Raw genomic sequence first — 13659 nt, forward strand, 5'->3', positions numbered from 1 at the left:
CTGTGGACGGCGGACCGTGCGGACGGGTGTTGCCGGGACGTTATCCACAGGCCGAACCGGCCGAGGCGGGAGGCCGGTAGCGTCGTGACAGCGACCGGAACGAAGGGTGGTGGGGGCGGTGCTGCGCGCCGGAATGGTGCTGGTGGTGGGCTGGTTCGCGGTGCTGCTGACCGCCGGTGCGGTGCAGGCCGCGCCCACGGGTCCCGATGACCCGGATGACCCGACGCAGAGCGCGTATATCGCCGAGCGCCTCCGGGAGAATCCGGTCTACATCAGCGATCAGCTCCCGCGTGAGGTCCCTCGCTCCACCGCTCCCGAATTCGCCGGAGAGGCCCGGCGGCTGAGCGTTCCGGTGTACGTGATCGTCCTGCCGCACAGTGCCCTCGGCCATGACGGGGCCGGTCTGCTCGCCGGCGTCCATGACCGGCTGGGGCGCAGGGGCCTGTACATCGCCGTGAGCGAAACGGGCCTGACCGGCGTGCAGTCATACGGCGTGAGCGTGCCCGGAGCCAAGGACGCGAGCTCGGCGACGCTGTACGAGCTGCCGTACGACGCCACGGCCCGCGAGACGTTCCGGCACTTCGTCGACGTCCTCGTCTCGGGGAAGGCGCACCAGCGCGCCGAGGCGGCCCGCGCCGCATACGGCGGCGCGACCCCGTCGGACGAGCCCGCGGAACTGCACACCAGCCCGACCGACCGCGAGAACCAGAGCTTCGTGACCGGCCTCGCGGTCACCGGAATCCCGCTCACCGCCCTGCTGGTCACGGTCTATACGGGTCAGCGGCACCGGGTCCGCCGCGCCCTCGCCACAGCCGGCCGCGTCCCCGCGCCGCGCGGCGGTCCGACGCGCGGCGGTCCACAGGGCGGCGACCCGGGCCCGTTCCCCGGCGCACGTCTGATTCCCCTCGGGGCGGCCGCGCTCGCCCTCTCGGGGGTGCTCGCCTTCACCGCCTCGCAGCTCTTCGACGACACCACCAGCGGCGACGGCTCCTTCCCGACGGCCGCCGATATGCGGGCCCGTATCGACCGGGTGTCCGACGGCCTGCGCCGCGACCCGCTCTACGTCGATCCCGAGAGCCCGTCCGAGCTGGACGCCGCCGAGCGCGCCCACCTCCGCGAGCAGCTCCGCTCGCTGGACATCCCGGTCCTGGTCGTGGCCGTCCCCACGAGCCTGGACGACGAATCCAAGGGCAACACCGAGCTGCTGGCCAAGTCGCTGCACGACCGGCTGCACCGCGACGCCCTCTTCGTGATCGCCGACCCGACATCCGGCATGATCAACCTCGCCAACCACGGTGCGCGGATCGACGACACGTACCTCATCGAGCTCCCGCGCGACCTCAAATACAGCAGCTCCGCAGACCCCCGGCTCGGCCCCCGCCTGGAGCGGCTGCTCAGCTTCGTCGCCAAGGCCCCGCCGGCCGCACCGGGCCATGTTCCGTACGTCCCGCCGCGCCCGGAGGACCCGGTCAAGGCCAAGGCGCTGCACGGCATCTTCGCCGGGGACTTCGACGCCGGGCTGCTGACCGGCACCTTTCTCGCCAGCCTGATCTTCGGCCTGGTGGCAGCGGGGTGCGCCGTCGGCCGCGCCGTCCGCCACCACGTCCGCCCCGCCCCGAGCGGACCGGCCAGGGCCCCCGAAGCCCCGGACAAGCCCTCCCTCTCCTGGCTGCGGCGCACCGCCCGCGAGGAGGTCGACGCCCTCACCACCGCTCTGGAGTCCTCGGCCTCGCTGTCCGAGGAGCCACGGCGCCGGGCTTGGGAGTGCCTGGACGCCGCCGCGCTGCTGATCGACGGCGAAAGCGACGGCCGTATCGACGCCGATGCCACGCCCGCCGACCTCGCCTGTGCGATCGTGCTGGCCCGCGCCGGACGGACCGCGATCCGGGAACCGGCCGCCTCGGGCCATGTCTGCCATCGCAATCCGCTGCACGGCACGGCCCGCAGACACCGTCAGACCCGGCCCGCCGGGGGCGGCCGGGCCGGGTCGTCCCCGGTGTGCGGGCCCTGCCGGGTGGTGCCCGGTGCGGTGCTGGAGCTGCGCTCCTCGGAAGGCGCCGGGGCCGGGTCGTACGTCCCGTACCCCACCCTTCCCGGACCGCTGGCCGCGCTGGGCGACGGCGCCGGAATCGATCAACTCACCCGCGACGTACGGGAGTACTTCGGTGTCCACTGACCCCCGCCGCCGTCCCGGCCGCCCGCTGCGGATCGCCCTCGCGGCCACCGCATCGTCCATCGCGCTGCTGCTCTGCACCACATCACCCGCCATGGCGGCCGAGAGCCCGGGACAGAAGATCGCCCATGCGCTGGGCAGATCACCCGTCTACGTCGACCCGTCCCTCGCCTCGGCCGTCGGCGAAGACCAGCAGCGCAAGCTGGTCAGCCGGATCCGGCACACCGGCCTGCCGATCCGCGTCGCACTGGTGCCGCTGGTGGAGGGCGACAGCTGGGGCGGCGAGCCCGAACAGCTCGCCGAGGTGGTCCACGACCGGATGGGCGGCGGCCCGTCCATCCTGATCACGCTCGGGGACTACCACGACGACATCGCCGCCCGCGAATGGCCGTCGGACGCCCACCAGGCGCGGGATGCCGCCAACGCGGTCTTCCACCAGGACGACATGAAGGACGCGGGGCTGTCACAGCGCGTCGCCCGCGCGATCGACATCATCGATGCGGGCAACGGCAAGGAGGAGTACGAAAAGGCCACCGCCGACCTCAACTCCCCATCTGCGACAGCGGGTTCGGAGGGTGCGCCGCCCTCGTCACCGCCGTCTTCCTCCTCGTCTTCTTCCTCGTCGTCATCCCCGCTCGTCCGAATCCTGAGCCTCGTCATCGGCCCGATGCTGCTGCTCGCGGCGACCGGTCTCCTCCTGCGCCGCCGGGCGCGGCTGCGCGACCTCTCGACGCCTTTCGCACTGCCGCGCTCCGTCTTCGCCGCCGCGCGCACGGCCGACGAGGCCGGGCTCCGCGACCGCGCCGCCGAAGAGGTCATCCGGCTGGGCGAGGAGGCGCACGCAGCCCAGGGCGACCCGACGTCCACCGAGCGCGCCCTCGACGCCTACACCTCGGCCGGCACGGTCCTGGACCAGGCACGCGGAATCCCGGACCTGGCAGGCGTGTTCGCGCTGATCGCCGAGGGCCGCGCGGCCCTGTCCAAGGTCCCGGCCGCCCTCCCCCTGTGCTTCTTCCACCCGCTGCACGGCACCGCCGCCCGCCGCATACCCTGGCGCCCCCTGGGCCGACGCGAGCAGCTGCGCGTGGCCGCCTGCGACACCTGCATACGCGCCGTACGGTCCCGCCGCGCCCCCGAGGTCCTCACCGACCGACGGGACGGCCGCCCGGTCCCGTACTTCGAGGTGCCCGCCGACGACAGCCTTTGGGCGGCCACCGGCTACGGCTCACTCCTGACCGAGGACACGCTCACCGCGCGAGTCCGGCGCGGAGACTTCACCCGGACCCTGGGGTGACGGGACGCGCGGCCGCTCACACCGCCGGCAGGCCGTAGATCTCATCACCGTGGGTGGCCAGCAGCCGCTTCCCGGCGGCGGCGACATGCCACGGCTCTATGATTCCGGAATTGTCGTTGTAGTTCCAACGGGCCTTGCCGGTCTTCGGGTTCAGCGCGAAGATCCCGCCTTCATCCTCGTACGACGCGCCGTAGAGGGTGTCGCCGACCTGTACGAACTCCGACGGCGCCCGGCGCGCGCCGGTGTCCTCGCACAGCCAGATCTTCTTGCCGCGCACCGGATCCACCGCCCACACCCCGGCGCTGTGGTCGGCCGCGTAGAGCACGCCCCCCACCACCATGGGCTGGTAGAAGCTGCGGCGTCCCTCGGAGGACATGGACCAGTCGGGCTTGCCGTTGTCGACATGCACCGACCGCAGCCGGTCGCCGCCGAGGAAGACGCGCTTGGCGTGCACGGCGGGGCGCCAGGCGATGTCGTCGCCGATCTTCTGCGTCCACAGCTGTGCGCCGTTCTCCGTGTTGCGCACGGTGACATTGCGCCGGGCGTCGGTGTAGACGAGCCGGCCGCCCACTGCGACGCCTTCGAGGTCGTAGTCCGTGGTGCCCTTGTCGCGCGGCTTCTGCCAGTCGACCTTGCGGGTACGGATGTTGATGGCCGCGATGGCGGTGAGATGGACCCTGGTGTCCTCCGTGCGCACGGAGGCGATGACATAGATCCGCTGCTCGTCCGCGGCGAGGATGCGCTCCACCGTCAGCGCACCGTTGAGCCTGCTGCGCCACGCCTCCTTGCCGGTGTCCGGGTCGAGCCCGATGACATCGCCGTCGTACTCCGTGCTGACGAAGAAGAGCTTGCCGGCTGCGAAGATCAGCGGAGCACCGGCGGGCGCGACCTCCTTGCGCGTCCATTTCGTCCTGCCGCCGGCGACGTACCGGGCGACCAGGGGATCGCCGCTGATGATCAGCAGCCCGTTGTGCGCCAGCAGCGGCTGTTCGCCGTTGAGCGTGTCCGTCTGAGCGGTGCGGTGCCACAAGGCCTGCGGAGCGGTCCCGGGCGGCGGCGTGGTGAACTTCTCCGCCCCGGCGTCCCCCGGCTCCGGGCCGTTCGGGCCCTTCCCCTCGCCCTCGCCCTCGCCCTCGCCCTCGCTCCCGCCCTTGCCCCCGAGCGCCCAGATCCCGACCCCGCCCACGGCCACCGCACCGACCGCGGCCCCCGCCGCGAGCCCGAAGAACCGACGCCGGGAGGGCACGGCAGGCGCGGCGGCCGTAGCGCCGGCGGGTGTGTCGGCGACCGTGGGCGCGCCACCGGAGGCCGTCGGCGCACCGGGATTCGACGCCCCACCGAGGACATACGTCGGCGCGGAACCGAACCCGGCCGGAGCCCCGCCGGGCGGCGTGGGCGTCCCCTGCTGCCCGCCGGGCGCGCCGGAGTTCACCGAGTCCGGCGCCGGCGTGCCGTGCTCCGGGGTTTCCAGATCGAGGATGCGTGCGGCGTGCGTGGCGATGGTCGAGGAGACCGCGCCCGGGAGCCAGTTGGTGAAGACCTCGCCCGTCCCCTTCGGCGCCAGCGTCTCCAACACCTGGGCAGGGGTGGGGCGTTGGCCCGGATCGCGATCGAGACAGGCGGTGACCAGGCCGAGCAGATGCTCCGGCACGCCGGTGAGGTCCGGTTCGCCGTGCACGACCTGGTAGAGGACGGCGGCCGGCGTGGTGTCGGCGTACGCGGTGCGGCCGGTGGAGGCGTAGGCGAGCACGGCGCCGAGCGCGAACACATCGCCGGCCGTGCCGACCGGCTGCCCGAGCGCCTGCTCCGGCGGGATGTAGCCCGGCGAGCCGACGACCACGCCGGTCTGGGTCATCCGGTCGCCGTCGACGGCCCGCGCGATGCCGAAGTCGATCACCCGCGGGCCGTCGGCCGCCAACAGCACGTTGGACGGCTTGAGATCGCGGTGCACCAGACCGACGGAGTGGATCTCGGTGAGGGCGGCCGCCAACCCGGCCCCCAGGGCACGCACGCTGTGTTCGGGCAGCGCCCCGTGCTCGTCGACCACCTCGGTCAGCGACGGCCCGAGGACGAACGCGGTGGCGAGCCAGGGCAACGCGGCGTCCGTGTCGGCGTCGACAACAGGTGCCGTATAGCGGCCGGATACCGCCCGCGCTATCTCGACCTCCTGCCGGAACCGCCCGCGGAACGCGGTGTCCTGCGCCAGATCCGGCCGGACGACCTTGACCGCGACCGTGCGCCCGCCCGCCGACCGCGCCAGATACACCCGCCCCATGCCGCCGGCGCCGATCCGGCCCAGCAGGCGATACGACCCAAGGGATTGCGGATCGTCCTGAAGCAACGGGTCCATCTCGGGCCTTCCCCATAGACCGGGCGTGCCGCGAAGCACCACCCTCACAAGTCGCGCGATCACCGCGCCACGGCAGTGCATCGTAACGAAGCCGGTTTTCCACAACCTCCATGGCATACCGGTCCGATGAGCCGCACGATGCGGAGGCCCGCCGTCCTGATGGATGGGTCACCGGGCCCAGGTCCGGTGACCCGCCTCAGAACATCGCCCCCAAGAATCCCTCAACCACCCGTCGCCACTCCTCCGGCCGCTCCCAAGGCAGCAAGTGCCCCGCATCGGCTATCTCCGCATACGCCCCCTGCGGCAGCACCCGGACCATTTCCTGCGCCTCCGCACGCCCCAACTCGGCGTCCAGCCCCCGGACGACGAGCGCCGGACACCGCACCTGGCCGAGCTCCTCCCAGTGCGCGTCATGCACCCAGGTCTCCCGGGCCGTGAGCATCTGCCGGCGCGAGAAGGCCGGCCGCCAGCCGTCCGCCCGCTCGGCCATCACCTCGGCGAAGAACGCGCCACGGGCCGGCCGGGGCCGCTCCAGCGTCGGATCGTCCTCTCCGAACCACCTGCGGACATCCGCCAACGTCGCGAACGGCACCGGCCACGACCTGAACCATTCGGTCCACTCGCGCTGCGACGCCGCCCCGAGCGCCGATGCCCGCATATCGCAGATGACCAGCGAACTGACCAGATCCGGTCGGCGGGCCGCTAACTGCCACGCCGTCAGGGCGCCCATGGCATGGCCGATGAGGGCGACGGGGGCCAGGCCGAGCTGCTCGATGGCGGCGATCGCGTCGTCGACGTATGCCGCGCGGTCGTACGGGCCGTCGCCCGGCTTCTCGCTGCGGCCATGACCGCGCTGGTCCAGGCCGACCGGGCGATATCGCGCGCTCAGCCACCGCGCGGTGTCCGCCCAGTGCGCCGCGCGCCCCATCAGGCCGTGGAGCAGCAGCACGCCCGAGCCCCGCTCGGTCTCCTCCAGTCCGCCACCGATCTTGGGCGGGTCGGTGAACTCCCAGGCAGCAAGCCGAATGCCGCCGGCCCCTGTCACATCGATGCGCCGCACCATATGCCCTGGCACCCCCAATCGTCCCTTGAGCAGCCCCACACTATCGAACCTCTATTCGAACGCACCGTTAGCGCGCCCAACACCCCTCGTTCGAGTGACGGCGCTCAAGGATTGGCCGTGCTCCCCACGGGGAGACATCTGCCGGGAGGCGGGCCCTACCGGGAAGGGGGCCCGTGGGGAAAGACCCTGGGAGCTCGGGGCTCCGGGTCTTGGCGGGGGGACATGGGGAGGCAGGGCCCCGGCTGCTCGCAGCGCCGGGGCCCTGACGTCCCGGGCCAGCCATGGACGCATTCGAAGCCCCCTCCCCACCCCGGAGAGCCGACGGCGGGCGCCCCCACCTCGTGCCGACATATGCCAATGCGTCAGCGCAAGCGTGGCACGAGACCGGCCGCATCGCACCGATTCGCACAAGACCGTTCAACACGCACGCAGTTGCGAAGCCCGCTGAACGGCGCATCGGCGCAGCTCAACGGGCTCACGAAGGCAGACGTAAAGAAAGGAGGAAAGAGAAGCGAACGGACGGCCTCGCGCCCCGGACAACCGCCGCCGGACCGGCCCCCGCGCCGGAAACGCGACCGGCGCGGTACCGGCATCGGCACCCGGCCGCTACGGCACCGGCTCCTGCTCCGGCGCGTGCGGCAACCGCCCCTTGCTACCGCTTGGCCACGAACACGTGCGAAGCGATCTCCGCGTCCAGTTCGGCGGCCTCACCGCTGCTGCCGACCAGCACCCCGGCCGGCGACTCCGTCACGCTCACCACCGCGCCCGGCTGCACCCCGGCCCGCCGCAGCGTGTACATCAGCTGCGCGTCGGCCTGGATCGGCTCGCCGATGCGACGCACCACGACCGTCTTGCCGTCGGCCCCGGCGTCCAGATCCATCAGGCTCACCATGCCGGTGTCCAGGAACGGGTCGGCCTCGGACGACTCGCCGAGCTCCTCCAGCCCCGGGATCGGGTTGCCGTACGGCGACTCCGTCGGATGCCGCAGCAGCTCCACGACGCGGCGCTCGACCGCCTCGCTCATCACATGCTCCCAGCGGCACGCCTCGGCGTGCACCTGCTCCCACTCCAGCCCGATGACGTCGACGAGCAGGCACTCGGCGAGGCGGTGCTTGCGCATCACGCGTGTCGCCAGTCGGCGGCCCTCTTCCGTCAGCTCCAGATGCCGGTCACCCGCGACCGTCAGCAGGCCGTCTCGCTCCATACGCGCCACGGTCTGGCTGACCGTCGGGCCGCTCTGTTCGAGCCGCTCCGCGATGCGGGCGCGCATGGGCACCACACCCTCCTCTTCCAATTCGAGGACGGTGCGGAGATACATCTCCGTGGTGTCGATCAGTCCGGACATGCGTGCCCCTCGATGTGTCGTGCGGTGGCCCTGGACTCAATTCTGACGCATCCCGCTGACAACGGTGGCTACTCGTCCGCTCACCGGACGTCGCGCCTGTATTGACACGGCACTGGTCCAGACCGCAACGTGATCCGCGCCACGACCGCCCGCCCGGCGGATTCCGCCTGGGTGAGCGGCGCGCGGACACCGCAACGATGCCGATGAGACGTCGATGGATCCGACGGGCGCCGACGGGATTCCCCGCGATTTCACGGGATTTCGCGACGGCCGACGACACTCGACAAGACGAGAGGGGCCCCACACCCATGGTTGACAGCGACGGGAGCCACGCGAGCGACCGGAGCAACCCGAGCGACCGCCTGGCCGGGCAGTACTTCGACGCCGCGATCGACCTGCTCCGGCAGGTGCGCGACCAAGAGGGCGGCCGGATCACCGAGGCGGGACGCCTGATCGCCGACACCGTCGAGGCGGGCGGCCGGGTCTTCTCCTTCGGCGCCGGCCACTCCTCGCTCCCCGCGCAGGACACCGTCTACCGCGCCGGCGGCCTGGCGATCATGAACCTGCTGTCCGTGCCCGGGGTCGTGGGCGTGGACGTACGGCCCGCGACCCTCGGCAGCGCGCTGGAGCGGGTGGACGGGCTGGCCGGGGCCGTGCTGGACACCAGTCCGCTGGAGCCGGGCGATGTGCTGGTGATCATCTCGCTCTCCGGGCGCAATGCGCTGCCCGTCGAGATGGCGATGAACGCACGGGCGCTCGGCATCAAGGTCATCGGCCTGACGTCGGTGGCCTACGCCGACGCGACCAAGTCCCGGCACGCCTCGGGGACGTACCTCAAGGACCACTGCGACATCGTCCTGGACAGCCGGATCCCGGTCGGCGACGCGGAGCTGACACTGCCCGGCATCGACGCGCCGTTCGCCCCCGCCTCCACGGTCGTCACCAGCGCGATCATGCAGGCCGTGGTGGCGACGGCGGCGGGCGCGCTGGCCGAGCGGGGGATCGACCCGCCGCTGCTGCGCTCCGGGAACGTGGACGGCGGGCACGACTGGAACGGCCGGGTGATGCGCGAGTACGCGGACCGGATCTTCTACCGGCAGTAGGGGTCGGCAGGGGGAGGAGCGGGGCGGCCCCCGGGGCCGCATCTCCCCCGGCGCTCAGCCCGCCCCCGCTCCCGCGAGGTCCAGCGCCGCGGCGATCCGACCCGCGACGTCCTCCGCGTACGCCGCGTCCGCTCGGTCGAAGGGGCGCCGCGAGGGCGCCCGCAGAAACGTCGCGACCCCGAGTGTCCGGCCGCGGCTGCGCAGCACCACGCACAGCCCGTGCACCGTGCCGTCCGGCCACTTACGGGCCGCCGCCCACCCCTCGGCCAATACGGGCCCCGCGCTCGTCCGCACCGACCCGCGGCGCTCATACGCCTGCGCCGCCGGATGCCCCGGCGCGTACGCCACCGGGAGGCCGGTCGCCGGAACCGCCTCCGACGGGCCGGGCGAACCGGCGGGCGAGGCCAACGCCCGCACCAGCCGCGGCGCCCCGGCACCCGCGTCCGCGTCCCAGGCCGCCTCGGCCTCCCCCTCCCGCACCGCCCCGTACGGCGCCGCCGCGGGCGTCGCGACCAGGTCGACCAGACCGTGATCGGCGAACCCCGCCAGGGCGAAATCGAGGTGCACGGCCGCGGCCTCGGCCGGGTCCTGGCACTCCGCGGCCGCGCGCCCCGCGCGGTGCAACTGGTGGGAGCGGAACCGCAGCAGGGAGTTCTCCTGCTCGGCCCGCTTGGCATCCGTCACGTCCTGGAACAGCCAGGCGACGCCCAACGGCACCGGCTCCTCCGCCAGCGGCGAGGCCAGCCGGACGAAGCCGCTGCGCCAGCACCGGCGGGGCAGTTCACCGTCCTCGGACCGCAGCGCCACCCACATCTCGGCGACGGCCGGCGGCGCGCCCTCGCCGAGGACATGCTGCAGCGCGGCCTCCACCTCCTCCGCGCCCTGCGCCAGGAGGTCGCCCAGCGGGCGCCCCAGCAGGGCGGTACGCCCGACGCCGAGGGTGCGGGCGGCGTACGCGTTGACGACCGCGGGCCGCAGATCCGCGTCGACCAGCAACACGCCCCACGACGCGTCCTCGAAGAGCGCCTCGCTCAGGGCGATGGACCGCTCCAGATCGATCTGCGCATGCGCCTCGCTGAAGGCGCAGTACACGCCGGCGACCCGGCCGTCGGGGCAGCGGACCGCGGAGGACTGGGTACGGACGAGGACCCGGCGGCCGTCCTTGGTCAGCAGCGCGAATTCATGCACCTGACGGCCCGGGGAGCGCATCGCGGCCGTGAGCACCGCCTCGATGTCGTCGGCGTCCGCCGTGCGGGCCGCCCAGCCGGCCAGGCCCGTACGGCCGACGGCTTCTTCGGCCGTCCAGCCCAGGACGCGTGCGGCCTCGTGGTTCCAGTGGGTGACCGCGCCGTCCGCCCCGAAGGCGACCAGGGCGGCATCCATGCCGTCCAGGAGCGCCGCGAGCAGACCGGAGTCGTCGCTGTCCGGTGGCCGGTCCGGGTCACCTTCCGGGCCGGCGGGCGAAAGCGCCGAGGCTGATGAGGCAGAAGACGCTGACGAAGCAGTCACTGGCACCCCTTACGAACACGGCCGCACGTGCCGCACCCCGGATATTCAACTGGAACGTGACCCACCACACAGCCGATTCCCGGAAATCGTTGCTCCCGGGAAAATCGGTTGTGCGGGTCCGGACGCATTCCTAATGTGTGGGGCACACGAGAAGGGAGGTGGTTCGGCCAATGATTTCGCACCGGACGCGTGAGGTGGCTGCGGGCTAGCGGCCCGTCGCTTCACCGAGTTGCAGCGCCGGACCAGCGCATACTGCAGATGCGCAGCCGGCCAATCCCAAGCAGTCACCCGACCCGCGGGCTGCCGGTTCGTCCGACCGGCCCTTCGCGCCACCGAGCGCGGGGGAGCAGCCCGCGGGTCGTCTGCGTGTGTACGCATCGCCGGGGCCGCGCCGTCCACCCGCCTCAGGGCGCCAGCCGCTCCACCCGCCAGCCGCCGGCCGGACGGCCGCCGCGCCCCTCCTCGCGTACGTACCGCAGCCGGTCGTGCAGCCGGTTGTGGCGCCCCTGCCAGAACTCCAGCGCCTCGGGGGTGACCCGGTAGCCGCCCCAGTGCGGCGGCGCCGGAACCTGCTCGCCCTCCGGGTAGCGGTCCGCCAATTGCTCGTAGGCGCGCTCCAGTTCCGCGCGCGAGGCGACCGTCGAGGACTGGTCACTGGCCCAGGCGCCCAATTGGGAGCCGTGCGGGCGGGTGCGGAAGTAGGCCGCGGTCTCGTCCCGGCCGATACGTTCCGCGGTGCCGGTCACGATGACCTGGCGGGCGAGTGGGTGCCACGGGAACAGCAACGAGACATAGGGATTTTCGGCCAATTCGCGGCCTTTGCGGCTGGTGTAGTTGGTGAAGAAGACGAAGCCGCGGGTGTCGAACGCCTTGAGGAGCACAGTCCTTGAGCTGGGCCGGCCGGCGGCGTCCGCGGTCGAGACGACCATCGCGTTGGGTTCGTGCAGACCGGCCACGGCCGCTTCCTTGAACCAGAGCGCGAACTGGTCGTACGGGCTCACCGGCAGATCGGACTCGGCGAGCCCCTCGGCGCGATAGTGCGCACGCATGGAGGAAGGGTCGGGAGCGTCGTGGGCATCGGGAGAGGGCGCGTCGGCGGGGTGCACGGCCTCATCTTGCAGCATCGGGCCCGCCGGAGGCAGCCGGGAAGGCTGGAAGTCTGCCCCCCGTCGACCGGCCGTAACCCTCTCGTCAACGAATCGCCCCGTGTGCCGGATCTCACCCTTCCTCGCAGCTGACGAACCCGCCAAAATCATGGACACACCCACTGTGACCTCCGGACATCGGGGGCTATCGTGTCCGGCCTGAAGGGACTCACGACTTCAGGGACGCACCACTTCGCACAGTGCCCGCCCCGCGGCCCGACCCACTGCGGGAGGAACTGTCGCGTGACCCATGCCCTGGCGGGGCATCACCCGGGGTGACCGGTACGGACCGCGAGCTGCCCGGCGCAGCCGCGTAACCGCACCGACGCCGCACACCAGACTCGACCGCACGGCATTCCGGTCACCGGCCGTATGCCGTCCCCAGCATGAGGAGCCGAATGATGTCCGACTTCGTACCCGGACTCGAGGGAATCGTCGCGTTCGAGACGGAGATCGCCGAACCGGACAAGGAAGGCGGCGCGCTCCGCTACCGCGGGGTCGACATCGAAGATCTCGTCGGCCAGGTGTCCTTCGGGAACGTCTGGGGCCTGCTGGTCGACGGGGCGTTCAACCCCGGCCTGCCGCCCGCCGAGCCGTTCCCCATCCCGGTGCACTCCGGTGACATCCGGGTCGACGTCCAGTCCGCGCTCGCCATGCTCGCGCCCGTATGGGGCCTGAAACCGCTGCTGGACATCGACGAGCAGACGGCCCGCGACAACCTCGCCCGCGCCGCCGTCATGGCGCTGTCGTACGTCGCGCAGTCGGCCCGCGGGCAGGGCCTGCCGATGGTCCCGCAGAGGGAGATCGACAAGGCGGAGACCGTGGTGGAGCGCTTCATGAAGCGCTGGCGCGGAGAGCCCGACCCCAAGCACGTCAAGGCCGTCGACGCCTACTGGACCTCGGCCGCCGAGCACGGCATGAACGCCTCCACGTTCACGGCGCGCGTCATCGCCTCCACCGGCGCCGATGTGGCGGCCGCGCTGTCCGGCGCGGTCGGCGCGATGTCGGGCCCGCTGCACGGCGGCGCGCCCTCCCGCGTCCTCGGCATGATCGAGGAGATCGAGCGGACCGGCGACGCGTCCGCCTATGTCCGGCAGGCGCTGGACAAGGGCGAGCGGCTGATGGGCTTCGGCCACCGCGTCTACCGCGCCGAGGACCCGCGGGCGCGGGTGCTGCGACGGACCGCGAAGGAACTGGGCGCCCCGCGTTTCGAGGTCGCCGAGGCGCTGGAGAAGGCCGCGCTGGACGAGCTGCACAGCCGCCGCCCGGACCGGGTGCTGGCCACCAACGTCGAGTTCTGGGCGGCCATCGTCCTGGACTTCGCGGAGGTCCCGGCGCACATGTTCACGTCGATGTTCACCTGTGCCCGTACGGCCGGCTGGAGCGCGCACATCCTGGAGCAGAAGCGGACGGGCCGACTGGTCCGGCCGTCGGCCCGGTACGTGGGGCCTGCGGCGCGCAACCCGCAGGAGATCGTCGGCTACGAGGACATTGCTCGGCGCTAGTCGCTGCGCTTTGCCTGGGCCGCGTTTTCGGCTTTCCCGCCGTGGGGGTGTCTCGCCGTTGCGGGTCCGCTGCGCTTTGCCCAGGCCGTTTCTGGCTGTCCCGCCGTTGGGGTTTGTCGCCGTTGCGCCTGCGGCGGGCGTGGTTTTGTCGGGTGCGGTGACAGCCCTCCGG

At 72.4% G+C, this 13659-nt stretch carries 9 protein-coding genes; 4 read left to right on the plus strand and 5 right to left on the minus strand.

Annotation, left to right across the window (positions count from 1 at the left end):
* Window positions 1–118: 118 nt before the first annotated feature.
* Together AB0I10_RS09400 and AB0I10_RS09405 are read left to right on the plus strand one after the other, a co-directional pair.
* Window positions 119–2176: a hypothetical protein gene (locus AB0I10_RS09400; RefSeq protein WP_363151749.1), complete on the plus strand. Its 2058-nt coding sequence runs from the start codon at window positions 119–121 to the stop codon at window positions 2174–2176.
* Window positions 2166–3467 (plus strand): hypothetical protein, encoded by a 1302-nt coding sequence (locus AB0I10_RS09405; protein WP_363151750.1) that lies wholly within the window; start codon window positions 2166–2168, stop codon window positions 3465–3467. The genes AB0I10_RS09400 and AB0I10_RS09405 overlap by 11 nt, the downstream gene beginning before the upstream one ends.
* A 16-nt stretch (window positions 3468–3483) precedes the next feature.
* On the opposite strand, the gene AB0I10_RS09410 is transcribed toward AB0I10_RS09405, so the two are convergent.
* The 3 genes from AB0I10_RS09410 to AB0I10_RS09420 form a co-directional block, all read right to left on the minus strand.
* The gene (locus tag AB0I10_RS09410; protein WP_363151751.1) at window positions 3484–5817 is read right to left on the minus strand and encodes a serine/threonine-protein kinase; all 2334 of its coding nucleotides are present in this window, start codon (window positions 5815–5817) and stop codon (window positions 3484–3486) included.
* 196 nt (window positions 5818–6013) lie between these two features.
* On the minus strand, window positions 6014–6880 hold the full coding sequence (locus AB0I10_RS09415; protein WP_363151752.1) for an alpha/beta hydrolase: 867 nt from the start codon (window positions 6878–6880) through the stop codon (window positions 6014–6016).
* Between the two features lie 652 nt (window positions 6881–7532).
* Entirely contained in the window at window positions 7533–8225 is a 693-nt protein-coding gene (locus AB0I10_RS09420) for a metal-dependent transcriptional regulator (RefSeq protein WP_363151753.1), read from the minus strand.
* A gap of 308 nt (window positions 8226–8533) precedes the next feature.
* Here AB0I10_RS09420 and AB0I10_RS09425 point away from each other — a divergent pair, with 308 nt between their 5' ends.
* Window positions 8534–9328, plus strand: coding sequence for an SIS domain-containing protein (locus AB0I10_RS09425; protein ID WP_363151754.1), 795 nt, complete (start codon window positions 8534–8536; stop codon window positions 9326–9328).
* Between the two features lie 54 nt (window positions 9329–9382).
* On the opposite strand, the gene AB0I10_RS09430 is transcribed toward AB0I10_RS09425, so the two are convergent.
* Both AB0I10_RS09430 and pdxH read right to left on the minus strand, forming a co-directional pair.
* Entirely contained in the window at window positions 9383–10735 is a 1353-nt protein-coding gene (locus tag AB0I10_RS09430; protein WP_363151771.1) for a PAS domain-containing protein, read from the minus strand.
* A 506-nt stretch (window positions 10736–11241) separates the two neighbouring features.
* Window positions 11242–11886, minus strand: a complete 645-nt coding sequence (gene pdxH / locus AB0I10_RS09435; protein WP_363151755.1) for a pyridoxamine 5'-phosphate oxidase — start codon at window positions 11884–11886, stop codon at window positions 11242–11244.
* A 497-nt stretch (window positions 11887–12383) separates the two neighbouring features.
* Here pdxH and AB0I10_RS09440 point away from each other — a divergent pair, with 497 nt between their 5' ends.
* Window positions 12384–13487 carry a citrate synthase 2 gene (locus tag AB0I10_RS09440; RefSeq protein ID WP_363151756.1) on the plus strand — a complete coding sequence of 368 codons (1104 nt, stop codon included), beginning with the start codon at window positions 12384–12386 and terminating at the stop codon, window positions 13485–13487.
* The last annotated feature ends 172 nt before the right edge of the window (window positions 13488–13659 follow it).

This window comes from Streptomyces sp. NPDC050636 (genome assembly GCF_040654775.1).
GTDB lineage: Bacteria > Actinomycetota > Actinomycetes > Streptomycetales > Streptomycetaceae > Streptomyces.

What these genes read in the sequence shown, in the direction of transcription:
- AB0I10_RS09410 (WP_363151751.1), bottom strand. Translation starts at nt 5,817, where the DNA reads ATGGACCCGTTGCTTCAGGACGATCCGCAATCCCTTGGGTCGTATCGC.
- AB0I10_RS09415 (WP_363151752.1), bottom strand. Translation starts at nt 6,880, where the DNA reads ATGGTGCGGCGCATCGATGTGACAGGGGCCGGCGGCATTCGGCTTGCT.
- AB0I10_RS09420 (WP_363151753.1), bottom strand. Translation starts at nt 8,225, where the DNA reads ATGTCCGGACTGATCGACACCACGGAGATGTATCTCCGCACCGTCCTC.
- AB0I10_RS09425 (WP_363151754.1), top strand. Translation starts at nt 8,534, where the DNA reads ATGGTTGACAGCGACGGGAGCCACGCGAGCGACCGGAGCAACCCGAGC.
- pdxH (WP_363151755.1), bottom strand. Translation starts at nt 11,886, where the DNA reads ATGCGTGCGCACTATCGCGCCGAGGGGCTCGCCGAGTCCGATCTGCCG.
- AB0I10_RS09440 (WP_363151756.1), top strand. Translation starts at nt 12,384, where the DNA reads ATGTCCGACTTCGTACCCGGACTCGAGGGAATCGTCGCGTTCGAGACG.